The organism is uncultured Microbulbifer sp. (genome assembly GCF_947498635.1).
GTDB classification, from domain to species: Bacteria; Pseudomonadota; Gammaproteobacteria; order Pseudomonadales; family Cellvibrionaceae; genus Microbulbifer; species Microbulbifer echini.
In genome coordinates this window covers 15,429-40,183 of record NZ_CANMKV010000010.1, presented here as the reverse complement: position 1 = coordinate 40,183, position 24,755 = coordinate 15,429, and the positions used below count along the sequence as shown (strand labels likewise).

Genomic DNA, 24,755 nt, shown 5'->3' with positions numbered 1-24,755 from the left:
GGGAATTCAAAAAAATGTGACCAACACAGTCAAATATCCAGACCGGCAGCGGCGCGGCCACCCCGGCGGTATTCGCCTGGCGTGATCCCCGTCCACTTCTTGAATGCGCGGAAAAAAGCGCTGGACTCGTCGAACCCGAGCATCTCGGCAATCTGCCCATTGGAGAGATCCGGACAGCTCAGATAGTGGAACGCGGCCTCCATGCGGCATTCATCTTTCAACTTTTGATAGGAGGTGCCTTCCTGCTGTAGGCGGCGACGCAGGGTTGTCACCGACATATTGAGACGCTCCGCCACGGCTTCGGCAGCTGGCATGGACTCACTGACGTCCCGATTCAAAATCGTCTTGACCTTGGTCTTGATGCTGTTTGCACTACCATCACTGATCACCAGGTGATAGGGCGCAGTACGGATAAAGTCCTCGACCATCTGGGGGCTCTGTACCACCGGATAATCGAGATAGCGCGCATCGTATTCGAGAGCATTAAAAGGCTGCTCGAATGACAGTTCACCGGCTTCGCTCTGAGCCAAACTGCGAAACTCTTCCGGGCAGGCAAAGGAAAAGTGCAACCGAGCCAGGGGAATCTCGCGCCCAGCCAGCCAGCAGTAAAAACGGTGCCAAACCGCCAACGTGGTGCGTACAACACTGGGGCTGGTTGAGGCCAGCAACCTTTCAAATTCCCCCTCGTCCAGGGAACTGATTCCACGAATCTCCACCCGCACCCGACTACGATCTCCATCCTCGAGCTCCGGCTTCACCTTAAAGCCGCGACAGATTTCCATGAACTCGGCACAGAGAGTAATCGCCTGGCGAAGTGTCGCGCAATTGACCACCGCCATACAGAGCAGCCGGAAAGAGCCCGAACGAACACGCCCTCCGCTGAGCATGCCAAACCACTCGTTCTGCGCCAGCCACATGACCCGCTGATACAGACGACCGTACCTGATCGCCGAGAATGCGGCGACCCCATCCAACTCTCGCTCATCGATGCCGACCGACTCAAGTAATTCCTTGCGGTCACAGCCGTGACGTGTCGCTTCCTGTAGCAGTCGCTCCAGGTAAGCAATCGGTATGCGAATATCCTCTGTTGTTGACGCCATCTGTCTACTTTCGCCTGCGCAACCAGCTCAACACAGCCCCAAACCCCACCGCAGCTGCAATAATGACAAACAGCGCTACCAGCAAAAGGGCCAGGTAATAAAGGACATCCTTGACAGGCAGGTCCCAGCTAAAGATCGCCGCCGCAATAAATGCGACACAGGCGAGCACACTGGTAATAAAGGAGCGGCGACTTTTATTGGCCATGGTGATCTGGATACATTGATTTCAAAACAGGTGAGATAGCCACTTTGTGTAGCACTACCATTGTATGGTCGGCACTAAAAAACCTCTGAGTAATTCCGCAAGAGCCCTGGCTTTCAGAGGGTGAGCCGCTCTAAAAGCCTCACCCGGTGGGTCTTTTAGAGCCACATCCTCTGCGTCGCAACAGCCGCAAAGGACCAGAGCCATTCGCTTGAGCTGCGCCTGGAGCCTGCAGTTTCAAGCCCCGCAGAGACATTACGGGATTATTCAGAAGTTCCCTAGGTACCGACGCGGCGTCGAATCGTGAGGGATCGGCAGGTATCTGTCAACGCCGCAGGAGGCGTGAATGCCCAGAAGAATGCTGGAACCTGAGGATCAGGCCACCCTGCTGCGCCTATTCCGCGGGATGATGTTCATGACAGCAATAATTACCCTGATCATGCTGGGCGTTGCGATCTTTGCCTGAATTTGGGCTATTCGCCCACAATTCCCCCCTTGGATAGCTGTGCCGGGTCCAGCAGTTTCTGCAGTGTTTTGCGGTCGAGATCCGTCATTTCAAGCGCCACATCCAGTACTGGCCTGCCACTTTTGTAGGCGGCTTTGGCAATTTCAGCAGCCTTGAGATAACCGATTACCGGATTCAGGGCCGTGACAAGAATCGGGTTCCGCCCCAGGGTCTCCTCAATGTGGGCACGGTTCACCGTGAAACTCGCAATTGCCTTGTCCGCCAGCAATTGCGCGGCATTGGCGAGAAGGTGAATACTCTCGAGCAGTGTGCTGGCCACCAGCGGTAGCATCACGTTTAGCTGAAAGTTGCCACTCTGTCCGGCCACGGTGATTGTCGTGTCATTTCCCATCACCCTAGCCGCCACCATCGCAGCGGACTCCGCGATGACCGGGTTGACCTTGCCCGGCATAATACTACTCCCCGGCTGCAGAGCCTTGAGCTCAATTTCCTTCAGCCCGGCCAGAGGGCCGCTGTTCATCCAGCGCAGATCGTTGGCAATCTTCATGGTCGCCACGGCCAAAACCTTTAGCTGCCCGGAAAGCTCCACAGAAGTGTCCTGACTGGAGAGCGCTTCAAAGAAATTATCCGCAGGCCGAAACTGTTGGGAGGTATGTGCGCTCAACTTCTGAGCAAACAGTTCTGCAAAATTCTCGTGGGCGTTGAGGCCTGTCCCCACCGCCGTGCCCCCCTGAGCTAACTGGGCCAGGCGAGGCATACAGCCGCGAATGCGCTCACGACAGCTCTCTATCTGTGCCGCCCAACCGCCCAACTCCTGCGCCATGGTCATGGGGACCGCATCCATCAGATGGGTGCGACCGGTTTTGACAACGCTCTCCAGCTCCACACCTTTTTCGCACAGGCCAGTATGCAAATGGCGCAGTGCCGGCAACAACTGATCGCGCACAGCAAGTAGCGAGGCCACATGGATCGCAGTAGGGATCACATCATTACTGCTCTGGCTCATATTGACATGATCATTGGGGCTAATGGATAGACCATTGCCCTCTGCCGCGAGGTGCGCAAGCACCTCATTCACGTTCATATTGGTGCTGGTGCCGGAACCGGTCTGGTAGATATCCACCGGAAAATGGTGCGCAAACTCCTCATCGCCGAGACGGTCGCAGGCACTGATAATCGCCGTAGCGCGCGCCTTATCCAGTAATTCCAGATCCCTATTGGCCTCCGCCGCCGACTTTTTAATCAGCACTATGGCCCGAAGAAATTCAGTTGGCAGGCGATTGCCACTGACCGGGAAATTCTCTACGGCACGCTGGGTCTGGGGTCCGTAAAGCGCCTTTTGTGGCACCTGGATTTCGCCGAGACTGTCCTTTTCAATGCGGAATTTGTCGCCCATTTGTGTCTCTTAGGGTGCACCCCTGTGCACCATTTAGAAGTGTGGAATGTGTCGGAAACTATTCGACTTCAACGGTGATTTTTTTCGACACTATCGGATTTTCGTGCGGCACATGCATATAGTTGCCGAGCACCAATTGCAACGTATGCTTACCGGGCGGCAAAGTCACTTGAGTTTGGGTCTGACCACCACCGAAGTGAATAATATTTTTAGTCGCAGGCAGGGGTTTACTCAGGTCCGGCATTTTGTCCACATCAATCAACAAGTGATGATGCCCGGTATTCTCGCGTTCTACGCCCGCAGGAGCTATCCCCATGCCAGACAGGCCAAACTTCACGGTAAAGGTCTGCGGCACCTTTTCACCATCTTTTGGGGAAATAATGTACAGCTTGGTTTCCTGCTGGGCCTTATTTACAGCGTCAGCCTTACTATCGTGCTCTGCAGCGTGCAGCAGCGGAGACAGCATCAGGGCGCTGGCGAAAAGTAGTGAGTTTACTTTGATCATAATCATTCCTTCCTGATAGGGCACCCGTGGTGCCAATTCTTATCATCTGGCTGAACAGCCAACCAACCCCACATTCTGTGGCGGGGAGGCAAACAGCACTTTACCAGACCAAGTTCCCACTGAAAGGGGTTTCCAGGGAATATAGTTGCCGAATGGTAGTTCAGCCCTGAAATCTGTGACTGACGCCTCCAGAAATACCAACGGGCAGGAACGAGTAAGGGAGGTGGATGGGGGGATGGAAAAGCTGCGGGGATATTTAGGTACTTTATGGGCGGGAGACCGTGCCGTCAGACACTCACCCGGCCCTCCTGGGTCCACTCACAGCGCACCTGCATATCGCCGCTACCCGGTTCGTGATAGAGGCCGGCTGCTTCCCAGCTGAAGGAGTGCAAACCGGAAAGCTCGGTCTCTAAGTGCACCGTGGCGGAGACCCAGTACATGCTTTTCAGCAACTCTTCAAATTTCTGAATCCACATATCCCATTCGTACTCTACCGCCCGATAGGATGCGCCAAAATGAATAACATCGGTTTGGTACTGGGACTGTTTCATCTTGATGGTCGGAATGGAAAACATGTCGCGACAGAGAAAAGGCCACTCGTCGGCACTGGGCAGGGCGAGCACCGCATTGCGGTTTATTCGACGGCGTTCACTGCCTCCGGCGAGGCTGTTGCTGTCTTTGATACAACCGTAGACTATGGATTCCTGATCGCCCTGAAGCATTAATTCCATTCCTTACCGCAGCGCCGCCGGACATCAGGTACCCAGGGCAAAAAAGATCTAGGAGATGCACTTTAACGGCGAAGCAGACAGAAAGCCATAACTCCACGGGCGATCACCGACATTGCATGGAAATTCAGCGCTTTACCCATAATTTTATTGCGGGGTTTAACGGCTAAAACGGGCACCACCTCACAGTGCCCGCGGACCTGAGATTAAATTTCGAAACCCCGCTCGCGCAACATTTCCATCAGACCCTCTTCATCCATCACCGGAATTTCCAACTCCCGCGCCTTATTTAATTTCGAACCAGCTCCAGGGCCCGCCACAACATGGTGGGTTTTTGCCGAGACACTGCCCGCCACCTTAGCGCCAAGTTGCTGTAAATAATCCTTGGCCTCGCTGCGGGATAGGGTCTCGAGCTTACCGGTGAGTACCCAGGTCTGGCCCGACAGAGGCTGCTCTTCACCGGCACTTTCCTCCGCCGGCCAGTGCACGCCCGCCTGACGCAGGGCCTCAATCTCCTCTTGAGCGTGGGATTGTTGGAAAAACTCTGCGACAAAGTGCGCCACGACCGGGCCCACATCTTCCACGTCTTGCAGTGCTTCCTCCGTGGCCCCCGCAAGAGATTCCAACTTGCCAAAATAGCGCGCCAGGTTGCGCGCCGTGGCCTCTCCCACCTCGCGAATACCAAGCGCATAGAGGAACTTTGGCAAGGTCGTATCTTTACTGTGCTCTAGAGCATCGAGCAGGTTTTGCGCGGATTTTTGCCCCATACGCTCCAACCCCACCAACGCCTCAAAATTGAGGTGGTAAAGACCGGAAACTGAGTGCAACAGGCCCTCATCTACCAGCTGCTCCACCAGTTTATCCCCCAGGCCATCAATATCCATGGCCTTGCGTGAAGCGAAATGTTTGATCGCCTGCTTGCGCTGGGCACTGCAGATCAAACCGCCGCTACAGCGGGCCACAGCCTCTCCGGGAGTTGATTCCACCGGCGAATCACACACCGGGCAATGGATGGGGAACTCAATTACACGGGCATTTTGTGGACGCTTACTCTCCACTACGGAGACAACCTGGGGAATCACATCGCCCGCGCGACGAATAATCACGGTATCGCCAATCATCACACCTAGGCGCTCAATTTCATCGCGGTTGTGCAAGGTTGCATTGGAGACAGTCACGCCGCCGACAAATACCGGCTTGAGCCGGGCTACCGGAGTCACCGCACCGGTGCGCCCCACCTGAAACTCCACATCTTCAAGCTGTGTCATTTCCTCCTGGGCGGGAAACTTGTAAGCCATGGCCCAGCGCGGCGCCCTGGCAACAAAGCCCAGGCGGCGCTGCAGGGGAATACTGTTGACCTTAAAAACAATGCCATCGATATCGTAGGGCAACGCCGCGCGCTTCTCTCCGAGCGCGCGGTGATACTCAATACAGTCCTGAATATCTGCCGCCACATGCATTTCGCTATTGATGCGAAACCCCCACTGCCCCAGCAACTCGAGTATTGCCACATGTTCTGCCGGCAGGGAAGCCCCCTCCACTAGACCTGCTCCGTAAACACAGAGTTCCAAAGGGCGCTGCGCAGTGATGCGGGAGTCCAGCTGACGTAAACTGCCCGCGGCCGCATTGCGCGGGTTGACAAATATCTTTTCGCCGGCTGCAGCCGCTTTGCGATTCAATTCGGCAAAGCCCGCCTTGGGCATATAGATTTCGCCACGCACTTCCAGCACTGCCGGGGGCTTGGGAATGCTCTTATCCCGGCGCAATCGCAAAGGCACCGAACCGATAGTGCGCACATTTTGAGTAATGTCCTCACCCGTGGCGCCATCGCCGCGCGTGGCCGCACGCTCGAGAATACCATCGCGGTAAAGCAGACTGATCGCAATGCCATCCAGCTTCGGCTCACAGGCATATTGAATCGGCTCTCGGCTATTCAGGCGCTCGCCAACACGGCGATCAAACTCGAGCAGTTCCTCATCGCTGAAGGTGTTGTCCAGGGACAACATAGGCACCTCGTGACGCACCTCGGCAAAAGAGGACAGCGGCTCGGCACCAACCCGCTGACTGGGGGAGTCCGGGCTCAGCAGCTCGGGATACTGCCGCTCGATATCCTGTAACTCCCTCAGACGACGGTCGTATTCCGCATCCGGTAACTCGGGGTTATCCAGTACATAATATTGATAATTAGCGCGGAGAAGCAGCTCGTGCAACGCCTGCACCCGTTCGCGTACCGATTCGGGAATAACTTGATTGGTCATCGATTGTTCAAGTGAAAATAAATCAAAAAATAGAGTTCAGATGCAACAGCGGCCCCAGCTCGCGGAAAGCCCCCTCGGGCTCAACCGCGGCCTGGGGCCGCTATTACGTTGCTGCAAATATCAGGACTGTCAGCTTTGCGCCTGGCTCAGGGCACGGCGGCGCTGGTATTCCACCACGCGCTGACGGTAGTGCTCGGCAGTCTGTGCCGTAAAAACACTACGATTTTCATCCTTTAGCTCACCACCGAGCAGTTCGGAAATTTTGTAAGCGGTGGAGAGCAACTGATCGAAAGCTTGTATCGCCTCACCCTCAACTGGCAGCGCCAGGAATAGGCTGACCCCCGGAGTGGCAAACTCCTCCATTTGTGCGAGATCGAAAACCCCCGGCACAACAATGTTCGCCAGGCTGAAAATTACCGCACCATCGGCACCGCCACCCTCGTGATAGTGGAAGATATTCATCTCACCAAAGCGCATGCCCGAGGCCACCATCACCCGAAGAAGGTCATTGCCTTCGAAAAAATCTCCCTCGGGGGCCATAACATTTATCACCAGCACCTCATCGCGCACCGGCATTTTTTCTGCTGAGGGGCCTGCGCCAGGGGATACCTGTGCAGCGGACTCGCGAAAGTACTCAGGCTCCTCACTCTGTACAGCGTGCTCCGCTCCGAACACATCGAGGCTTTGGGACTCATTCAGCTCGGGCTCAAAGCGAGACTCCTCGCCTACAGAATCCATCAGGGTGGGCACCTGATCATCCAGATCCAGCATCCCCTGTTCCTGTGCACTGCGCTGCGGCGCACTTCCGGCCAGAGGTTTGCGCGAGGAAATAAAACTCTCCTGTACCTGGCGATTCACATGCAGCGCATCCTCCAGGGCACGCCGCTGCACAACCCGCACCTGCCCCGGCAACTCACTGGTTGCCGCCCGTGGTTTGGGCTCCTCTTCAAAATCGTCGCTACTCTCACTCACCTCGGGCGAGTGCTTCGGCTCCCGGATAAGGGGGTCCGCATCGGCCCCGATATCGGATTGCATAGCCTTGGATAGATTCCGGGATACCTTCACTGCAGCTTTCTGCCGCAAGATTGCGCGGCGTATGCCATCGAGCACCACTACAAGCAGCACCACAACGAGGATTGTAACCAGCCAGTTATCCATTTAAGCGCCCCTCCTTTTACGCCTTATGCAGAAGCCAGCTCTGCAGCTTCTTCCACATTGACCGACACCAGGCGAGATACACCCGGCTCATGCATGGTTACACCCAACAGCTGATCCGCCATCTCCATTGCAATCTTGTTGTGAGTAATATAGATGAACTGAACATGTTCTGACATTTCTTTAACCATTCGTGCGTAGCGACCTACGTTAGCGTCATCGAGAGGAGCATCCACCTCGTCCAGCATACAGAAAGGTGCTGGATTCAAGCGGAAAATCGAAAATACCAGGGCAATCGCGGTCAGCGCTTTTTCCCCACCGGAAAGCAGGTGAATCGTGCTATTGCGCTTACCCGGCGGGCGCGCCATGATCGCGATACCAGTATCGAGCAGGTCTTCACCCGTTAGCTCCAAGTAGGCATTACCGCCCCCGAAGACTTTCGGGAAGAGCTCCTGCAAACCCGCATTGACCTGATCGAAGGTCTCTTTAAAGCGGCTTCTCGTCTCTTTGTCGATTTTCTTAATTGCATTTTCCAGAGTCTCCAGCGCCTCCATCAGATCGCCATGCTGGCGGTCTAAGTAGTTTTTGCGCTCAGACTCCTGTTTGTATTCATCAATGGCCGCGAGGTTGATCGGCCCCAGGCGAGAGATACGTGCGGCGACCAGCTCCAGATCTTCCTGTACCTGGGCGATGCTCAGATCCCGCGGAAGTTGCTCGAGTAGTTGGTCCACATCGTGGTCACTCTCGCGCAGCTGCTCCACCAGACCGTTGCGCTGCACATCGAGCGTCTGTGCGGAGAGGCGCTCCTGCTCCAACTGGACACGCACCCCCTGCAGGGCCGCCTCCACTTTGTGTCGCTCCTGCTCCTGCTCACGCAGGCCGGTTTCCACCTCTTCAAGTTTTTTACGCGCCTCGACCAGCTCTGTTTCCACCTCGATACGCTCACCCAGTTTTTCCTCCAGCTCCATCTGGAAATCCTGGGAGGGATCCTGGGTTTCGGCCATCTGCTCCTGCAGCTGTGTACGGCGGGTGCGCAGGCGCTCAAGCTGCTCACTCATCACCTGTAGGGTGCGCTCCAGGGAAACCATTTGAGTGCGCACCGACTGCTCGCGCATAGCCAGTTCGTGGGCGCGATCCTTGTCTTCGCGGGCACGCAGCCGCGCGGCATCCAGGGCCTCGCGCAATTCTTCGCGCCGCGCCATAAGCGTTTCACGGCGATCGGTATCATCGCTCATGGCTTCAACAGCTTCTTGCAGCATCAGGCGCGCCTCCGAAAGAGACTCGCCTTCAAGTTCCTGCTGCTCGCGCACCTCGGCAATTTCCTGCTCAATCCGATGGCGACGCTCACTCATCTGCTCGGCGCGAGCGCGGCGGGCAGAGAGTTGGCTGCGCATTTCAGCTTCGCGGCGAGCGAGTTGTTCGGAATCATTGCGCGCCTGCTCAATCGCGCGCTCCAGGTCAGTGACCTGATTGCGCAGTGTCTCACGCTGCTCGGTACCCTGCTCTATCTGTTCTTCACACAGGGAGATCTCTCTCTCCAGGATTTCCAGCTCCTGCTTGCGAGCCAAGACGCCGGACTCCGCGTCGCTGGCGCGACTCACCCGCAGCCAGTTGGGGCCGAGCCAGAGTCCGTCACGAGTCACTATGGACTCATGGGGCTGCAGAGCACTGCGCTGTGTCAGAGCCTCATTGAGAGTTTCCGTTGTGTAAATGCCGGCGAGCAGGCCGGTGAGAGATGCCGGCCCCTGCACCACACGGGTCAAAGATGGCAGCTGTCCGACAGCCGTGGGGTTTACGGCACTGCCATCGATAAAGATCGCCTGACCACTTTGCAGTTGATCCAAACCCTCGGCCAAATTTTCCAACTGCTCGATACAAACCGCCTGCAACTGCTGGCCCAGTACCGTTTCCACGGCAGTCTCCCAGCCGGCTTCCGCCTGGATCTGGTCGGCGAGTCGGGGCCTATCGGCCAGCGACTGTTGCTGCAGCCAATTCTCTACGGCTTTGCCCTGCCCCAACGCGGCCTGCTGCAGTGCCTCAAGGGATGCCTGGCGGCCCCGGCTGGTTTGTAACTGAAGGCGCAGCTGGTCCAGCTCGCTAGCCAGTTCCCGCTCTCGACTGCGCCGCTCTTGCAGAGATTCACCACGCTCAGCAGTTTCTTCGCGGCGCTCCTGCACCTGCATTTCCAGTTCGGCGAGTTGCTCATTTAATTGCAGGGTTTCCTCATCATCTTCGGAGACCTGTAGGCCAGATTGCTCTGCGACAAGCTTGTTAATTCGTTCTAGCAGTCTCTGCCCAGAGGTTTCCAGGTGCTGGATACGCGACTGCTGTACCTCCGCCATTTGGCGCGAGCCGGAGGCCCCCTGGTTAAACTGATCCCACTCGTTTTGCCAGTTGCGCATCTGCTCCTCGGCTTCGAGCAGACCACTGGCGGAGTCTTCCTCCGCAGCGAGCACCATCTCAAGATCCGGCACGATAATTTCCAGCTCTTCCTCAAACTGGGCGGCTTTCTCGCGATCCACCTCCAGGTTGGTTTCCGCCTCGCGGAATTCCTGTTCCGTCTGTCCCAGGTCTGATTGCAGGCGGGTCGAGCGCTCGCGAGCGTGAGCAATGCTCTGTTCGAGGCGGGCGATATCCGCGCCCACAGCATAGAAGCGCCCCTGTACCTCATTAAAACTGTCGGACAACTCGTGATAGCCCACGCGTTTTTGCTCAATGCCCGTATCGCAATTCACCTGCCGGGTTACCAGCTCCTCCACAGTCAGCTCCAGCTCGCCGATCTGTTGCTGCTTGGCGGAGGATTTTTCATTGAGATCGCGGTATTTCAGCGCCTGCAGATTTGCTTTGTGACTGCGCTCTTCTCCTTTAAACCGACTGTATTTCTCGGCTGCGGCAGATTGACGCTCCAAACGCGACAATTGTCGTTCCAGCTCATCGCGAATATCGGTGAGTCGCTCCAGGTTTTCCGAAGTCCGACGCATGCGATTTTCTGTATCGCGACGACGCTCCTTGTATTTGGAAATACCGGCGGCTTCTTCGATAAAAACCCTGAGCTCTTCTGGCTTGGCCTCAATCAACTTTGAGATCATGCCCTGTTCGATAATCGCGTAGCTGCGCGGTCCGAGGCCAGTTCCAAGGAACAGGTCGGTCACATCGCGGCGCCGGCACTTCTCTCCATTAAGGTAGTAATTGTTCTGCCCTTCGCGGGTCACTTTGCGCTTCACAGAGACCTCGGTGAAAGCGGCATAAGCGCCGGTTAATTTTCCGGCAGAATTATCGAATACCAATTCAATAGAGGCCTGGCCAACGGGTTTGCGCCCGCTGGAGCCATTAAATATCACATCGGTCATCGAATCGCCGCGCAGGTTTTTTGCCGACGACTCCCCCATCACCCAGCGCACGGCATCAATCGTATTGGATTTGCCGCACCCGTTGGGACCAACCACCGAGTTGAGGTTTGTCGGGAAATAAACAGTGGTGGGGTCAACAAAGGACTTGAAACCCGCAAGCTTGATGCACTTCAGACGCATGTATTCTTAAACTCGGTATTTTTTATCTTTGCCGGCCCGATCACCAAACGCTCAATTGTACATGGCGCCACCAGGGCTTTCAGCGCGATTCTTCACAGTATCGTTGCAGGCGGATTATCGGCCGGAATGGCCGATGGTCAAGTCAAGATCGCACAACCGCCGCAACTGGTACCCAATGCCAACATCTCAAGCTGTATGAAATCGCCAGCGGCAGGGAAAAGAAAAACCTCTATTTTTGCCGCGCGCGCCTGTGACCACCAACGCGTAAAATAGTTCTCAGGGCACCATATCCTTTAGAATATTGGCCCTGAACGGCGCGGTTTGTATTTACCTAAAAGCCTAGAGTTCCCGGTCAATCACGATGGACTGCTGATCACCCCAGCGCGACTTGGGCAGAGTTTTAATGGTGCCCTGCCAGTCGCCCGATGCGGGGCGCGCGTCACCGCGCAAAGCCAAACGCGCAACCAACTGCACAGAGTCCACCGTAGAAATTGAACGACCCGGCATCATCGCCCGTGATTCATCCAGCACCACCTCCGCCGGCAGCTGTCCCGCAGTCAATCGCACAATCGCCAAAGGCATCGGGCTATCAGCACTGCGAGCGTAAATAAAGACTGGAGTCGAAGGATCCGCGGCAACGTTGCCACTCAAACTCACCGCAATGCGAATCTGCGCCCCTTCCTGGACCTCAACTGCGGTCTCGGCAACGACCGGTTCACCGCGCTCTGCCAGGGCCTTTTCTGCACGGGCCACCCCCGCCGCTAAAGCCTCGGCCGCGGCCGTTCCCGGAGCTAATTGCACCAGGGCACCCTGCCAATGATCGCGTGCCTGGCGATAATTTTTATCTTCATAAGCGGCGATGCCTGCTAGACCCAAAGCAGTGCCGTTGTTGGGCTGAGCCTCTAGTACCTGATGGATCAGCGTGCGAATCTCGTCCGTGATTTTGGAACCACCCGCAAAGAACAGGGCCTGGGCCAGCTCGGCTTTGACCGACACCGCCTCGGGTTCACGCTCCAACACAAAGCGATAGCCATCCACGGCACCGGCTATATCGCCACTGACCAGGAGCCTCTGCGCCAATACGAAGCGACTACTCAAATCCTCTGGGTGAGACTCGGCACGCTGTTTCAGTTGCTGGGTGATACGCTCTTCACTCGACGGGTCTGTCTGCCCCTGCTGACTGGCCATCATCTCGCGATACAGAGACACCTCTGCAGGGCGCTCGGATAGAACATAGGCGCCCACCGCCATCGCTGGGAACAAAACAGCCAAGCTTATTAGCAGACCTGCACCGCGCCGTGATGGAGCCGCAGCAGCGGTTTCCGTCTCGGCACTGAGGAGTTCACGAGTCATTTCCGCCTCAAGCTGGTTAAACTGCTGCTCATCGATAGCGCCACTTTGCATTGCGGCACGCAACTCACGGGAGCGCTCGCGATAAATCTCCGCCAATGCCGCGCGCTTATCTACACCCGCACGGCGTGCCCCCGCAGCCCGCAGGCCCGGCAAGAGAAAAACAAGAGCCAGCAATAACAGCAGGATCGCCAAACCAAACCAAATATCAGTCATTTGCTTTTCTTCCCACGCTCAGTCAAATCATCCCCGTCATCGCCCAGGAGTTTTTTCAGGCGATGCTTTTCATCTTCCGTCAACTCGCCACTGGCATCGTCCTGCCCGGCGCCGGTCCCGCTGCGGGAGCGCACCACAATCACAATAAGGGCCAACAGACCCAGCAAGGCAAAAACGCCGGGGGCCAACCACAATGCCAAAGTGTTGCGCTGTACCGGGGGCCTATAGAGTACAAAGTCCCCATAACGGGCCACCATGTAGTCGACTATTTCTTGGTCCGTAAACCCCTCTTCCAGCAGGCGACGGATCTCCCGGCGCAGGTCTGCGGAAATTGACGCATCCGAGCCAGCCAAGTTTTGGTTCTGGCATTTTGGACAACGCATTTCCTCAATCAGCACCCGATAGCGTGCTTCCAATTCTGGAGAGGACAGCTTTTCCGTCTCCACTACGGCCTGCACGACCACAGACAGGCACAACGCACCAAGTCCAAGTAGAAATTGCCCCAGCCAACGCTTTTCTTTCACGGCTTGTTCCACGCTTATACCCTGGAAATTTTCGCGATTATAGCAGTGTCACCTCCCGCCGGACACGCCCAACTACACCTGCGTAAATGCCTTAACTCATTGAAAGACAAAAAAAAATTCAAAAAAGGCGTTGACGCAGCAAAGAATATCATTAAGATACGCAGCTCCTGACACGGGGTGGTTAGCTCAGTTGGGAGAGCGACGGCCTTACAAGCCGTAGGTCACAGGTTCGACCCCTGTACCACCCACCACTTCTCTTACTCTTGCCCGGTAAGATATTTAAAGAGAAGCAGGAATGCGGACCGGTAGTTCAGTTGGTTAGAATGCCGGCCTGTCACGCCGGAGGTCGCGGGTTCGAGTCCCGTCCGGTCCGCCACATACAGAAAAGCCCTGCTCGCAAGAGCGGGGCTTTTTTGTATGTGCACTCACCCCACTTCGCGCTCCCCAAAAAACAAACTGCAAATCCCCACGATCACTTAAGCGGTATATTCGTAACCCCACCCAATTGAGCTGTCCTTGAGTGGTAATGCAACCGCAACTCCACCAACAAAAATGTATTTGACCTCAAAAAATAGTGGACCCTAACTCGCAATATATTTTTTGCGGTCAATTTGTCGCCGCGTACTAAAAAAATAAAAAACTATTTTTTTGTGTCGAAAAAAATTCAGCCAGGCATGCCTCAAAATTATTACAGGGACTTGATTAATTTTTATTCAAAAATTATTTTTAAGAATTTTTTTGTGAAAGCAGTTGACCGTAAAAAAAATATCATTAAGATACGCAGCTCCTGACACGGGGTGGTTAGCTCAGTTGGGAGAGCGACGGCCTTACAAGCCGTAGGTCACAGGTTCGACCCCTGTACCACCCACCACTTCTCTTACTCTTGCCCGGCAAGATATTTAAAGAGAAGCAGGAATGCGGACCGGTAGTTCAGTTGGTTAGAATGCCGGCCTGTCACGCCGGAGGTCGCGGGTTCGAGTCCCGTCCGGTCCGCCACATACAAAAAAGCCCTGCTCGCAAGAGCGGGGCTTTTTTGTATGTACTTAAAGCATATTTAAAGGTAAGCATTAAAAATTTTTACAAAACCCCCACCTCAAGTTTCCACCAATTCTCCCTCCACCTTTTCAACATCTTCATGTAGAAGCCGGCTCAATTCTTCTATTTCTGGCATTTCCGCAAAGTGCTCCCCCTGCCCGCCTATTTCATCCCAGCAGGCCTTGGAATTAACATGCAGGTGGACCGCCACTTTTCCGGAGAACTCCCCATCAAGCAGACCCGCGGGGACCCAGAAGTGCGTAGTGTTACTCATCAGGTGGGGGACCGTACTGCCACAGCTGCCACAAAAGTCCGCCCTGAAGCCCGTAGTTTTGCGATAGGAGGAAATTTTATCCAGCCCGCGCACCCAGCGAAACTGATCCCGACCAATAAACATGGCCGTATCTGAGGCAGAGCCACTCAGCTTGCGACAAAGCGAGCAGTGACACTGATAGAGGTCCGGCAAGGGCCCATCCAATTGAAACTCAACAGCACCACAAAGGCACTTTCCATTCATACCTCCCTCCTTCCCTTCAGTTTGTTATTCAAAATCCTGCGCGAAATCGTATTAGGTTAGCAATATTATCCACTCCTCACACAAGACTCCTACAAGCGACAAAGGAAGTAAATGCCAATAATCGGGCAGCCTAAATTAAGAGCCAAGATAAATACCTCAAAATGATTGATCAGGAGCGACTCCTGATAGACAAGGATTTACCTGCCCCTCACTTAGCTAGCTCTTGGGCGTTAGCGGCGGCGCCTCATCAACAGGGTTACTCAAAAACTGTCTGCCCAATGCACCGCCAATTTCATAACCCGTTTCCAATAATTCAATTTCCTGGGTAAAGCGCTTTACCGGGAAATCCGCGGGGGGTGCAATCACCGACACTCGACAGTCCTTCGGTGGCGCCTTAATAAAATCCAGGGCACGATTATAGCGCTCCCCCCTATCCAGTACCGCCTCAAACAAACGGGCATGGTCGTGGAAAAACTGCTTGATGAATTTCGGGGCCGAGCCGACAGGCTTTCTATAGCCCAAAGGGCGCGACAGGATCACAGTGATATCGCGGGCACCCTGTTCGTAGGCTCGAATAACCGGGATCGAATCCGCAAGGCCGCCATCGGTCATGGGCTCTCCAGCAACTGACGGAAAGTCCCGGTAGGCCATGGGAATCGCGCATGATGCAGGAAAAACTTCGTGCATATTCTCAGGCGTCACACACACATAGTGAGGCTGCCCACTGGTGATACTGGTAGTTACCGCATAAAGGGGAACACCATTTTCCGTATAGCGCGTAATACTTAGAGGAACATCCTTATAGGACGCGTGCCACAACCAGTTGATATCACAAAAGTGCCCTCCTCTCAGATAGCGCCGCCAATCAATGAAGTCTGCTCGCGTGGCGTGATCGAGTAAAATCTGGCGGCTGCGTCCGTGATCCCCCGCCAAGTAGCCAATCAGGTTGGTTGAACCTGCGGAAACACCGATAGCGAAGTCAAAGGGGTAAAAATCCACCTCAATAAAAGCATCCAACACACCTGCGGCAAAAATACCGCGCATAGCCCCACCCTCTACGACCAGGGCCGACTGTCGCTCCCGCTCTTTAATCCCACTTGCCATCATTCATCCATCGTTGAAAAATTACTACTACTCAAAACTCATGCCACACGCCGATGACATACCCCTCCACGGGACTTTGAATCCTTTCAGCAAACCAAAGAACAGTACTTTTCACTGCGGCTTTGCCAAGCGGATTCCATCAGCACTATGATTGAGGCATTCAAACCGCCCATTGTTTATTGAGTTATCTATGCACCCTGTTGTTTTTCAAGCCCCCTGGAGCCGCCAGCTGAAAATAATCAGCCTGTTGAGCGCTGCGCTGCTTTTAGCAATCCCAGTTATCCTGCTGGCCAAGTCCCCGCAAACACCCTCACTCCTGTTTAGCCTGGCCATTGCACTACCTCCGGTGATTTTACTTCTGGGTGCTGGTTTCTCCATTCGTGGCTACAGCCTGGACCACAATCGCCTGCAAATTCTGAGACCCGGCTGGAAGACCTCGATTTCCCTGGAGGGGCTACACGAGGCTAAAGCCGACCCTGCAGCTATGCAAGGATCGGTCCGTATTTTTGGTAATTCAGGCCTCTTTGGCTATATCGGCCTGTTCCAGAATAAACCGCTAGGCCGCTTTCGCGCCTTTGCCACAGACCAGCAGAAGGCTGTCGTTTTGCGCTTCCCCGGTAAAACCCTAGTAATCACTCCAGATAATCCCGCACGCATGATCGAAATGCTGCGCCAGAAAATCGAGTGACCCGGTAGCCGGCTCGGTGAAACTCAACCAACCCAAGCCGGTATCTTGGATTTTTTTTGATGTCGCCGCATACTGCCGACGGTAAGGCCGCCATTAACAGGACATCAATGAAAAAGCTGCTTTTAACCCTCACGCTACTTATGGGCTCAATACTCCTGGGCTCTCTCTCAGCGAACGCCCACTCCGCCTGCGTGATACTGCTGCACGGCCTGGCTAAATCAGACAGTTCCATGGCCAAGTTAGAACGCGCGATCGGTGACGCCGGTTACAAGACTGTCAATGTGGATTATCCCTCCACTCGCTTCCCTATCGAACAACTGGCCGGCAGCGCCATCGCCCCCGCACTCGATGCTTGTGTTGGCCATAGTGAAATCAACTTTGTCACCCATTCAATGGGCGGCATATTGGTGCGCCAATATCTCAGCCAAGTGAAAATTGAAAACCTCAATCGCGTCGTGATGCTGGGCCCGCCCAACAAAGGTAGCGAAGTGGTAGATAAACTCGGCGATTTTCCTGGCTTCGAATTTGCCTTTGGGGATGCGGGCTTACAGCTTGGCACTGGTGAGCTGAGTGTTCCCAATCAATTGGGGAGGGCTGATTTTGATGTGGGCATCATCGCAGGCACACGCAGCATCAATCTGATACTTTCACGGCTGATTCCCGAGACCGATGATGGCAAAGTCTCCGTTACAAGCACCAAGCTAGAGGGTATGAAAGACCACCTGGAAATGCCTGTAACCCATGTCTTTATGATGAAGGACAAAAAAGTGATTGCCCAGGTACTCCACTACCTGGAGCACGGCACCTTTGCAAGAAGCCCCCCAAAATCCCAAGCTCACTAAGCTACAACCTACCGCCATCGGGTCGAGGGAAAGTCCATCGACCCGCTTCGCACTGGCTTTTTTTCCCCACCAAGCCAGTTTAATATCTGGATAAGCAAACTTTAGAAATTCCAGCTCCCCAAATATAGAGGCATACAAAGTGCAGTGGCAGTGGTGTAGCTTTCATCAACTCTCTATTGATCAACTCTACGAAATTCTGCGGATGCGGCAGGAGGTCTTTACCGTGGAGCAGGATTGCCCCTATCAGGATGCCGACGGTAAAGACCAGTCTGCATGGCACCTGATCTGCTGGGATAAAGACAACGAACCCCCTCGGCTGATGGCGTACCTGCGCGTAGTATTTCCCGGAAAAAAATACCCGGAGCCTTCCATAGGCCGGGTGCTTACTACAGAGCCCAGCCGTGGTACAGGCCTGGGTAAAGAGCTCATTCGCCGTGCCGTTGAACAAACTCAGGCGACCTACCCCGGCATGAGCATTCGTATTTCTGCGCAAGAACACCTAGACAGGTTTTATGGGGCGTTTGGCTTTGAGCGGGTATCCGCCCCTTACGATGAAGACGGTATACCCCATATAGAAATGCTGCGCCCGGCATCAGAATAATACCGGGCATCTTCGTTTTCAGCGGCTTCCGACAGCACTGCCTACCGATGAAGCAAAGGCGCCATCCCGGCGCCGCACCCAGGTATAAAGGCACGAGGCGGCAATCCCCGCGGCAATCAGTAACCACACGGCATTGGCAACCAGAGATGCGTGTACAAAGGAGTCTGCACCAAAAATCGAAGTGTGGACGATCACTGCCAGCACGCAGGCGGCGATGGTCGCCCCGCGGAGCAACATTGACCAACCGGCAACCGTTCCCGCAAAGGCAGCGACCACACTCAACACCACGGTGGTCCCCCAGAACACCTGAGCTGCAGGCACTGCGAAGGCCAGATAGGTTACGGCGCTTAAAGCGATCGCAAAAGGGATCCCCCAAACCTGAGCCATCCAGACGCGCTCCAGTCGCTTGGCAGGCTGGCCGCGCTGGCGCTTACGCACTAACCAGATATTGATGCCGGACACAACCAGCACACACATACCAATGCCTAGCAGGAAATAGGCAATCTTTACCGGGAAACCAGAAAAGTGGCCAAAGTGCAGTCGGAAGGTGGATAGATATACCTGCTTGGCCGCATCCCCTTCAGACCACCCCTCTTTTTCAATCAGACTGCCATCCGGGTTAAAGTGGTAGCGCTCGCCCCAAACCAGCTTCTCGGGGACACGAGTCCAGATTTCCACAACCTGCCCCTCGCGGCCAGGGAAAGCTACTTCCAGCTTCGTGCGCTCCTCATTCGGAGCAATTCGCTCCATTTGCGCAAGAATTTCTGCAAAATCCGGAAGCGGCATCTCCGGGGCATTCTCCTCCATGATCGGGTGTTCGCGATAGAGAATATGCTCAACTCTCTCCGTATCGCCATCAAAGAAAAGGCCCGCGATCGCAAAGGCCGCGACCTGGGAGAGACCAATAAATGCACCAGTAATGGCGATCGCCAAGTGGAAGGGTGACGCCCAGACTCCCAACCTGTTGTGCAAGTCCACTTGCTGCAAGCGCTTTGAACCTGTCAGCCGGAAAGAGAAAGCATCCTTAATGATTTTAGGGTGCGCCAGCAACCCAGAGAGGATCAGCGCTGCCATCAGAACGCCAATTAGACCAACTAGCGGCACACCCAGGCCCAAGGGAAGATTGAGGGCAAAGTGCAAATAGGCGAGAAAGTGCGTCCACTCGTGCTCAACTTTCCCCAGTAGAGAACCATCGGCAGCAACGTAGCGCTCAATATCCCCCACCTCAACCGTTAGCCTGGGCATATCGGTATTGGGGATTGTGAATTTTATCGAGTCGAACTCTTCTTTTTCTTCTTTCGCCAGCGCTACTGCCTGTTCTGTAGCAAGCTGATAGGCAGAGGGACTCACTTCGAGATTTTCCAGCTCTGAAGCCTGCTCCCAGCGTTCAAACTCGTTGTAAAAAACCGCGAGGGTACCGCTGACACAGACAATATATAGCAGTGTCGATACGGCCAGACCTAGAACTGAGTGTCCATCGGTCATATCGCGCACAAAAGCAGGCGTTGGCTTTAGGGAAAATTTCACGTTGAGTTCCTACTAGGGATCCATGGGTTCTAAGGGCGTCGGATACTTATGCCGCGGTAGGCATTAAGACCAAACCACTGGCTAGTGAAAATATCAGGAGGCCGGCACTGGGGCGCAGGAGCTTCCGATCTGCGCTGCACCAGACCATAGCCAGCGTCCAAACAATCACCGAAACGAAGGCGCCACCCACTAGGCGAGCACTTTCACCAGAACTGGCAAACCCGAAATAAAGAAGTCCAGCCAGCAAGCCACTTGCTGTCGGCAATAAAGCGATAGCCAGGAAACGCAAAGTGCCTCGCAACCACAATTGGAGCAAGGCTTCAGAGGGAGCAGGACTTCCTGTTCGCTTTTTTTCCTGCCTGGGAGGGCCACTCGGCCAGTCACCTTTTATAGCAAGCAGAGAGAGAGCACCGATCATCACCAGGAGTGTGGCGATACTCACTCCATATTCCACCCCCACCACCGCACTCCAGCCGAAAGCCGATAGCAACAACAAACCCCAACCGAGCCAGCTGCGCAGTGGTTGAGGTCCGCTACGAAGCCAGGCTGAATACAGGCTGGCGATACCCGCAAAGGTAAAAATACTGGCCAATCCGGCAACGATGTAGAAGGAACTCGGCATAAATATCACACTGGGAGATTTTGGCTCCCACCTGATGGTGAAACGCAAAAAAGGGAGTTTGCCCACAGACTCCCCCTGCGGACAAACTCCCAGTCTACTCTAACTTAGAAAGTGTAACGTGCCTCTGCAGTCACGTAGCGACGCTCGCCGTAGAAGCAATCACCACGACTCAAGCAGGAAGTGGTGTGAACTTCGTCGGTCAAGTTCTTTACATTGAACTGGAACTTCCAGCTCTCTAGGGCGTAGCCAATGGTTGCGTCATATAAGGTGTAGGATGGATTCTCTGTGGGAAAATCCGCTAAGTCAGCAGCCAGGTCGCCATAATAAAGTGCGTACAATGGAGTTACTTTATCAATACCGGTATAACTTTCACCAACATGACGAGCGCCTACTCCAACGCTTAGACCAGGAACCCATTCACTAAAGTCATAGTTCCCCCAAAGAGAGAATTGCTCCTCAGGCACAGTCTCAATTTCAGTGCCAACCTCAAATGGATCGCTGCTTTCAAGTATTTCAGTATCCATCTGGCTGTAATTAGCCACTAGCGTCAGATTACCCCACTGCCCACTGGCCTCAAACTCAAATCCATCAATCTGCGCCTCTCCAATTTGCCGGAAGGATCTGTCGAGACCGAGAGTTAAGCGATTTTTCTGGTTGATTTCAAAAGCTGAAGCCGTCATCAGGATATTAGTGCCTTCTGGCTGGTATTTAATACCAACTTCAACTTGCTCCCCTTTAACCGGCTCGTAGACACTACTCTGATTATTCGGGTCAGCTAAAACAGCCTCAAAAGATTCTGAATAGCTAACATAAGGCGATACACCGCTGTCGAAGGCGTACATTAGGCCAAATCTTTTCGTGACTTCCGTCTCTCTCTGCTTGCCACTTAACTTTTCAGAATTATTACTTTGTGTTCTCGATGACAATCTATCTTCACGCAAGCCCAGATTAAAAATAAAGTTGCCAAGGCTAATCTGGTCTTGGAAATAAACACCTACTTGTTCAGCATTAACATCGGTATTTTCTCTCCCCATTCCGTCCAGCCCCTCTGGCACATAGCCATAAACCGGATCAAAAATATCAATAACACCACCGAGGCCGCGCATTCTCAAAATACTGTTATCAATTTCTGCATTCTGGCTATCAATACCAACTGTGATCTGATGCTCGAGAGCCCCTGTAGTCAGCTCGCCAGACAGGCGCAGGTCAAAAATCAAAAGATCGCTTTTCGCGTCTTTCATATAGACGGTCCGCGATACTTCACGGAGATCTTTTTGTATGCGTAGTTCATTATAATCAGCATACATCGAGTTGTAGTCGACATCCCCTTTTGAATAACGAAGACCCGCATTGATACCCCAGCTATCATTTAAGCGGTGATCAATCCACAAGCTATAAGCGGTTTGCTCGGTGTTGTATTTATCCCAACCTGGCTCACTAATAAAGGTATCGGTCGGGATTTCACCGTTTACGTTATCAACAACAGTGCCGCCCCAGGGTAGGAAGGCAGCAGTGGTACCGGTCTTTTCTTCTTGATGGTTCACCAAGAAAGTAATCTCGGTATCCGCACTGGGGCGCCAGGAAATGGAAGGCATAAACAAAGTGCTGTCGTCATCGACATGATCAACCTGGGCATCGGCATCGCGGGCATAACCCACTACGCGATAGAGCCACTCTCCATCACTGTCCAAGGCCCCGGTAACATCTCCAGCAATTACCTTGCGATCATAGTCACCGCCCTGCACCATCAGCTCACCACCAAACTCCTCTTTGGGGCGCTTGGAAACCAGATTGACGATACCACCTGTAGAACCCTGTCCATAAAGTACTGAGGAAGGTCCCTTAAGGATTTCCACACGCTCGAAGGCAAAGAGGTTTGCACGTGAACCGGTATAGCTACCGAAAGTTGTTTTGAGTCCATCGACAAACATAATTGGCTCAACGGCACGGACGGTAGACCAGTCACCGCGGGCATCAACGCCAAACAAGCCACCATTCACACCAGCAGAATATTGCAGGATATCTTGTACAGTCTTAGAGCCAGTAACATCAAAAAAGTCTTTATCACGCAGAGAGATAGAGAAGGGAGTTTCATCAACCGGAATATCCAGCTTGCCAATCGAAGTCTGGCGGGACAGGTTCAGCTCGCCTGTTACGTTAACCTCTTCTAGAGTCTCACTTTTTTCGTTCGCCGCGTAAGAGGCAGAGCTGCCTGCAGCAATAGCCAGCGCCAATAGTGAGCGGCTAAGTCCGGAGAAAACAGGAGAGGCGTTTTGGCGTAAACCTTGGAAGCGAGCGGTGCCCATTGAGATCCCTCAACATTCATTGGAATTATGGTGTCGCAGCGACAGCTGACGACATAAACTGACACGGATCTTAATAGGAATCGTTATCACTTGCAATATTATTGGAACATTTTTTTACTAACACTGTCCGCCCTGCAGGCTTAACCCAGAGGAATGTGTGGGCCAGCACCGGCAATACCTGGCACATTTCGCGTTATACGAGAGGGAAATTAAACAAAAAGACTCTTGGACCTAGGCGCCGCACCGACCCAACAAGGGAGTGCGTTTGATCGATATTTTTCTGTTAATGGAGCGTTGCAGAAAGCAGCGCTCACTCTCCAAGTGGTTTTTAACTCGGCAGGAAATTCTAGAGAGAGAAGGCGCTTCCGCTGTCGGAAGCACCCCTGGACAGAGCCTATGAAAAAAGTACCCCGGAACAAAATATTTCACACCGGGGCAGTACTTAAGGCGTTGGGTAGGTGTAGCTCGCTTGAAGCCCAAGAGGCATACCAAGACTCCAGTAAATCACCAGGAACAGAGACCAGCAGATCAGGAACACCACCGAATAAGGCAGCATGATAGATACCAGGGTGCCGATACCCGTGCCTTTCACGTAACGCTGACAGTAGACCACCACCAGCGGGAAGTAAGGCATTAGTGGGGTAATGATATTCGTGGAGGAGTCACCAACCCGATAGGCCGCCTGAGTCAGGTCCGGAGAGAAGCCGATCTGCATCAACATGGGCACAAAAATTGGTGAGAGCAGCGCCCATTTTGCCGAAGCAGACCCAACAAACAGGTTGATAAATGCCACCAGCAGAATGATCCCCATCAGGGTGATGGGCCCCGGCATATCCATGGCCGCTAACAGACTACCCCCCTCTACCGATAGCAAGGTGCCCAGCCCAGAGCGGGCAAATTCAGAAATAAACAGCGCACAGAAAAAGGCCATCACGATGTAATACGCCATGGAACCCATGGTCTTGGACATCGCATCAATCACGTCCTTACTCTGCCGGAAGGTGCCCGCGGCAAAGCCAAACACGACCCCGGGAATAATAAACAGCAGGAAGATTAACGGCACAATGGACTTCATGACCGGCGCACCGAAGGAGGCTAACTGACCCTCGGCATCACGTAAGGCAGAAGTCTCCGGTAGCATCCAGGTGATGAGACCAACAATCCCAGCAATCATGACAGTGGCCGCTAGATACATGGCTTTCTTTTCGCGGGCGCCCAACTCCTGCATCACCGGCATATCGTCTTTATCGCCATCGATAGCCACACTTTTCAAGCGGGGCTCGATCACCTTGTCGGTGAGCCACCAGCCCAGCATAGTCACCACCAAGCAGGACGCCGAGGTGAAGAACCAGTTGTTCAACGGGTTTACCTGCATCTCTGGATCGACAATCTGCGCAGCGGTCTGAGTAAAGCCCTGCAGCAAAGGATCGATTGCAGAGGGCACAAAGTTCGCGGAGAAACCGCCGGAGACACCGGCGAAAGCCGCCGCAATACCCGCCAAGGGGTGACGCCCAGCCGCATAGAAGATCACTCCGCCCAGAGGGATCACCAAGACATAGCCCGCATCTACGGCGGTGTGGCTGACAATCGCCACCAGAATCAGCATTGGAGTGAGCAACATCTGCGGAGTCACTGCCAGCAGCTTTTTCAAAACCGCATTGATAAAGCCACTCTGCTCCGCCACCCCCACACCCAGCATAGCCACAAGCACTACCCCAAGAGGCGCAAAGCTGGTAAAGGTCGTGACCATACTGGATAAAAATCGAGCGAGTTCGCTACTGGAGAGAAGGTTGGTTACTTGGATAGCCTCACCCGTCGCAGGGTGCAATGTCTCAAAACTCACTCCAGACAAAATCCAGGAAAGCACCCAGATAGCCACCATCAAAACAAGAAAGAGTACCGCTGGATCGGGAAGTTTATTCCCCACCACTTCAATAAAATTAAGCGCCCGGTTGATCCAACCATTCTTATTGGTATCAATGCCTGCGGCAGGGTCTGTTTGAACATTTTCCATAATGAAGCCCTGTATTTTGGTTATTTTTATATGTGTTATTTTCTGATCAATACTCTTATAGATAGGGGA

19 protein-coding genes and 4 tRNA genes are annotated in these 24,755 nt (G+C 53.9%); 7 read left to right on the top strand and 16 right to left on the bottom strand.

The genetic code is table 11. The annotated features are described in order from the left end of the window. Window positions 1–29 precede the first annotated feature (29 nt). The 10 genes from Q1A69_RS07105 to Q1A69_RS07060 all read right to left on the bottom strand — a co-directional run bounded on the left by Q1A69_RS07105 (window position 30) and on the right by Q1A69_RS07060 (window position 13,430). On the bottom strand, window positions 30–1,100 hold the full coding sequence (locus Q1A69_RS07105; protein ID WP_299583211.1) for an AraC family transcriptional regulator: 1,071 nt from the start codon (window positions 1,098–1,100) through the stop codon (window positions 30–32). 4 nt (window positions 1,101–1,104) lie between these two features. Next, on the bottom strand, window positions 1,105–1,305 hold the full coding sequence (locus tag Q1A69_RS07100; RefSeq protein WP_299583209.1) for a hypothetical protein: 201 nt from the start codon (window positions 1,303–1,305) through the stop codon (window positions 1,105–1,107). A gap of 470 nt (window positions 1,306–1,775) precedes the next feature. Beyond that, complete coding sequence (locus tag Q1A69_RS07095) at window positions 1,776–3,164, bottom strand: class II fumarate hydratase (protein WP_299583206.1); 1,389 nt, start codon at window positions 3,162–3,164, stop codon at window positions 1,776–1,778. 58 nt (window positions 3,165–3,222) lie between these two features. Beyond that, entirely contained in the window at window positions 3,223–3,669 is a 447-nt protein-coding gene (locus tag Q1A69_RS07090; RefSeq protein WP_299583204.1) for a DUF4399 domain-containing protein, read from the bottom strand. 287 nt (window positions 3,670–3,956) lie between these two features. After that, window positions 3,957–4,391 carry a hypothetical protein gene (locus tag Q1A69_RS07085; protein ID WP_299583201.1) on the bottom strand — a complete coding sequence of 145 codons (435 nt, stop codon included), beginning with the start codon at window positions 4,389–4,391 and terminating at the stop codon, window positions 3,957–3,959. A 212-nt stretch (window positions 4,392–4,603) separates the two neighbouring features. Continuing rightward, window positions 4,604–6,655, bottom strand: a complete 2,052-nt coding sequence (gene ligA / locus Q1A69_RS07080) for an NAD-dependent DNA ligase LigA (protein WP_299583198.1) — start codon at window positions 6,653–6,655, stop codon at window positions 4,604–4,606. 129 nt (window positions 6,656–6,784) lie between these two features. Then, entirely contained in the window at window positions 6,785–7,813 is a 1,029-nt protein-coding gene (zipA, locus tag Q1A69_RS07075) for a cell division protein ZipA (RefSeq protein WP_299583195.1), read from the bottom strand. Window positions 7,814–7,836: 23 nt separating this feature from the next. Continuing rightward, a complete protein-coding gene (gene smc / locus Q1A69_RS07070; protein WP_299583192.1) occupies window positions 7,837–11,340 on the bottom strand; it encodes a chromosome segregation protein SMC in 3,504 nt (1,167 codons plus the stop codon). A 339-nt stretch (window positions 11,341–11,679) separates the two neighbouring features. After that, window positions 11,680–12,906: a c-type cytochrome biogenesis protein CcmI gene (ccmI, locus tag Q1A69_RS07065; protein WP_299583189.1), complete on the bottom strand. Its 1,227-nt coding sequence runs from the start codon at window positions 12,904–12,906 to the stop codon at window positions 11,680–11,682. Then, window positions 12,903–13,430, bottom strand: a complete 528-nt coding sequence (locus tag Q1A69_RS07060; protein ID WP_299583186.1) for a cytochrome c-type biogenesis protein — start codon at window positions 13,428–13,430, stop codon at window positions 12,903–12,905. The genes ccmI and Q1A69_RS07060 overlap by 4 nt, the downstream gene beginning before the upstream one ends. Before the next feature lie 175 nt (window positions 13,431–13,605). Here Q1A69_RS07060 and Q1A69_RS07055 point away from each other — a divergent pair. The 4 genes from Q1A69_RS07055 (at window position 13,606) to Q1A69_RS07040 (ending at window position 14,426) form a co-directional block, all read left to right on the top strand. Then, a tRNA-Val gene (locus Q1A69_RS07055) sits at window positions 13,606–13,681 on the top strand. Window positions 13,682–13,729: 48 nt separating this feature from the next. Then, window positions 13,730–13,806 (top strand) — tRNA-Asp (locus Q1A69_RS07050). Between the two features lie 419 nt (window positions 13,807–14,225). Next, window positions 14,226–14,301: transfer RNA gene (locus tag Q1A69_RS07045), tRNA-Val, on the top strand. A gap of 48 nt (window positions 14,302–14,349) precedes the next feature. Continuing rightward, window positions 14,350–14,426, top strand: a tRNA-Asp gene (locus tag Q1A69_RS07040). 97 nt (window positions 14,427–14,523) lie between these two features. On the opposite strand, the gene Q1A69_RS07035 is transcribed toward Q1A69_RS07040, so the two are convergent. Then, window positions 14,524–14,982 carry a GFA family protein gene (locus Q1A69_RS07035; protein ID WP_299583183.1) on the bottom strand — a complete coding sequence of 153 codons (459 nt, stop codon included), beginning with the start codon at window positions 14,980–14,982 and terminating at the stop codon, window positions 14,524–14,526. Window positions 14,983–15,198: 216 nt separating this feature from the next. Then, window positions 15,199–16,086, bottom strand: coding sequence for a patatin family protein (locus Q1A69_RS07030; protein WP_299583179.1), 888 nt, complete (start codon window positions 16,084–16,086; stop codon window positions 15,199–15,201). Window positions 16,087–16,276: 190 nt separating this feature from the next. On the opposite strand from Q1A69_RS07030, the gene Q1A69_RS07025 reads away from it, so the two are divergent. From Q1A69_RS07025 to Q1A69_RS07015, 3 genes are all read left to right on the top strand, one after another. Beyond that, the gene (locus Q1A69_RS07025; RefSeq protein WP_299583176.1) at window positions 16,277–16,774 is read left to right on the top strand and encodes a PH domain-containing protein; all 498 of its coding nucleotides are present in this window, start codon (window positions 16,277–16,279) and stop codon (window positions 16,772–16,774) included. Window positions 16,775–16,833: 59 nt separating this feature from the next. Continuing rightward, on the top strand, window positions 16,834–17,616 hold the full coding sequence (locus tag Q1A69_RS07020; protein ID WP_299583173.1) for an alpha/beta hydrolase: 783 nt from the start codon (window positions 16,834–16,836) through the stop codon (window positions 17,614–17,616). Between the two features lie 139 nt (window positions 17,617–17,755). Then, window positions 17,756–18,217, top strand: a complete 462-nt coding sequence (locus Q1A69_RS07015) for a GNAT family N-acetyltransferase (protein WP_299583170.1) — start codon at window positions 17,756–17,758, stop codon at window positions 18,215–18,217. Window positions 18,218–18,235: 18 nt separating this feature from the next. Here Q1A69_RS07015 and Q1A69_RS07010 read toward each other — a convergent pair whose 3' ends face one another. From Q1A69_RS07010 to Q1A69_RS06995, 4 genes are all read right to left on the bottom strand, one after another. After that, window positions 18,236–19,744, bottom strand: coding sequence for a PepSY-associated TM helix domain-containing protein (locus tag Q1A69_RS07010; RefSeq protein WP_299583167.1), 1,509 nt, complete (start codon window positions 19,742–19,744; stop codon window positions 18,236–18,238). Window positions 19,745–19,790: 46 nt separating this feature from the next. Beyond that, window positions 19,791–20,366, bottom strand: a complete 576-nt coding sequence (locus Q1A69_RS07005) for a hypothetical protein (protein ID WP_299583164.1) — start codon at window positions 20,364–20,366, stop codon at window positions 19,791–19,793. Between the two features lie 104 nt (window positions 20,367–20,470). Beyond that, complete coding sequence (locus tag Q1A69_RS07000) at window positions 20,471–22,672, bottom strand: TonB-dependent siderophore receptor (RefSeq protein ID WP_299583161.1); 2,202 nt, start codon at window positions 22,670–22,672, stop codon at window positions 20,471–20,473. Window positions 22,673–23,114: 442 nt separating this feature from the next. Then, window positions 23,115–24,686 carry an AbgT family transporter gene (locus tag Q1A69_RS06995; protein WP_299583158.1) on the bottom strand — a complete coding sequence of 524 codons (1,572 nt, stop codon included), beginning with the start codon at window positions 24,684–24,686 and terminating at the stop codon, window positions 23,115–23,117. Window positions 24,687–24,755: the final 69 nt, after the last annotated feature.

Coding starts and splice junctions, on each gene's coding strand:
- Q1A69_RS07095 (WP_299583206.1), bottom strand. CDS start 3,164: ATGGGCGACAAATTCCGCATTGAAAAGGACAGTCTCGGCGAAATCCAG.
- Q1A69_RS07025 (WP_299583176.1), top strand. CDS start 16,277: ATGCACCCTGTTGTTTTTCAAGCCCCCTGGAGCCGCCAGCTGAAAATA.
- ligA (WP_299583198.1), bottom strand. CDS start 6,655: ATGACCAATCAAGTTATTCCCGAATCGGTACGCGAACGGGTGCAGGCG.
- Q1A69_RS07085 (WP_299583201.1), bottom strand. CDS start 4,391: ATGCTTCAGGGCGATCAGGAATCCATAGTCTACGGTTGTATCAAAGAC.
- zipA (WP_299583195.1), bottom strand. CDS start 7,813: ATGGATAACTGGCTGGTTACAATCCTCGTTGTGGTGCTGCTTGTAGTG.
- ccmI (WP_299583189.1), bottom strand. CDS start 12,906: ATGACTGATATTTGGTTTGGTTTGGCGATCCTGCTGTTATTGCTGGCT.
- Q1A69_RS07005 (WP_299583164.1), bottom strand. CDS start 20,366: ATGCCGAGTTCCTTCTACATCGTTGCCGGATTGGCCAGTATTTTTACC.
- Q1A69_RS07000 (WP_299583161.1), bottom strand. CDS start 22,672: ATGGGCACCGCTCGCTTCCAAGGTTTACGCCAAAACGCCTCTCCTGTT.
- smc (WP_299583192.1), bottom strand. CDS start 11,340: ATGCGTCTGAAGTGCATCAAGCTTGCGGGTTTCAAGTCCTTTGTTGAC.
- Q1A69_RS07105 (WP_299583211.1), bottom strand. CDS start 1,100: ATGGCGTCAACAACAGAGGATATTCGCATACCGATTGCTTACCTGGAG.
- Q1A69_RS07035 (WP_299583183.1), bottom strand. CDS start 14,982: ATGAATGGAAAGTGCCTTTGTGGTGCTGTTGAGTTTCAATTGGATGGG.
- Q1A69_RS06995 (WP_299583158.1), bottom strand. CDS start 24,686: ATGGAAAATGTTCAAACAGACCCTGCCGCAGGCATTGATACCAATAAG.
- Q1A69_RS07100 (WP_299583209.1), bottom strand. CDS start 1,305: ATGGCCAATAAAAGTCGCCGCTCCTTTATTACCAGTGTGCTCGCCTGT.
- Q1A69_RS07020 (WP_299583173.1), top strand. CDS start 16,834: ATGTCGCCGCATACTGCCGACGGTAAGGCCGCCATTAACAGGACATCA.
- Q1A69_RS07090 (WP_299583204.1), bottom strand. CDS start 3,669: ATGATCAAAGTAAACTCACTACTTTTCGCCAGCGCCCTGATGCTGTCT.
- Q1A69_RS07030 (WP_299583179.1), bottom strand. CDS start 16,086: ATGGCAAGTGGGATTAAAGAGCGGGAGCGACAGTCGGCCCTGGTCGTA.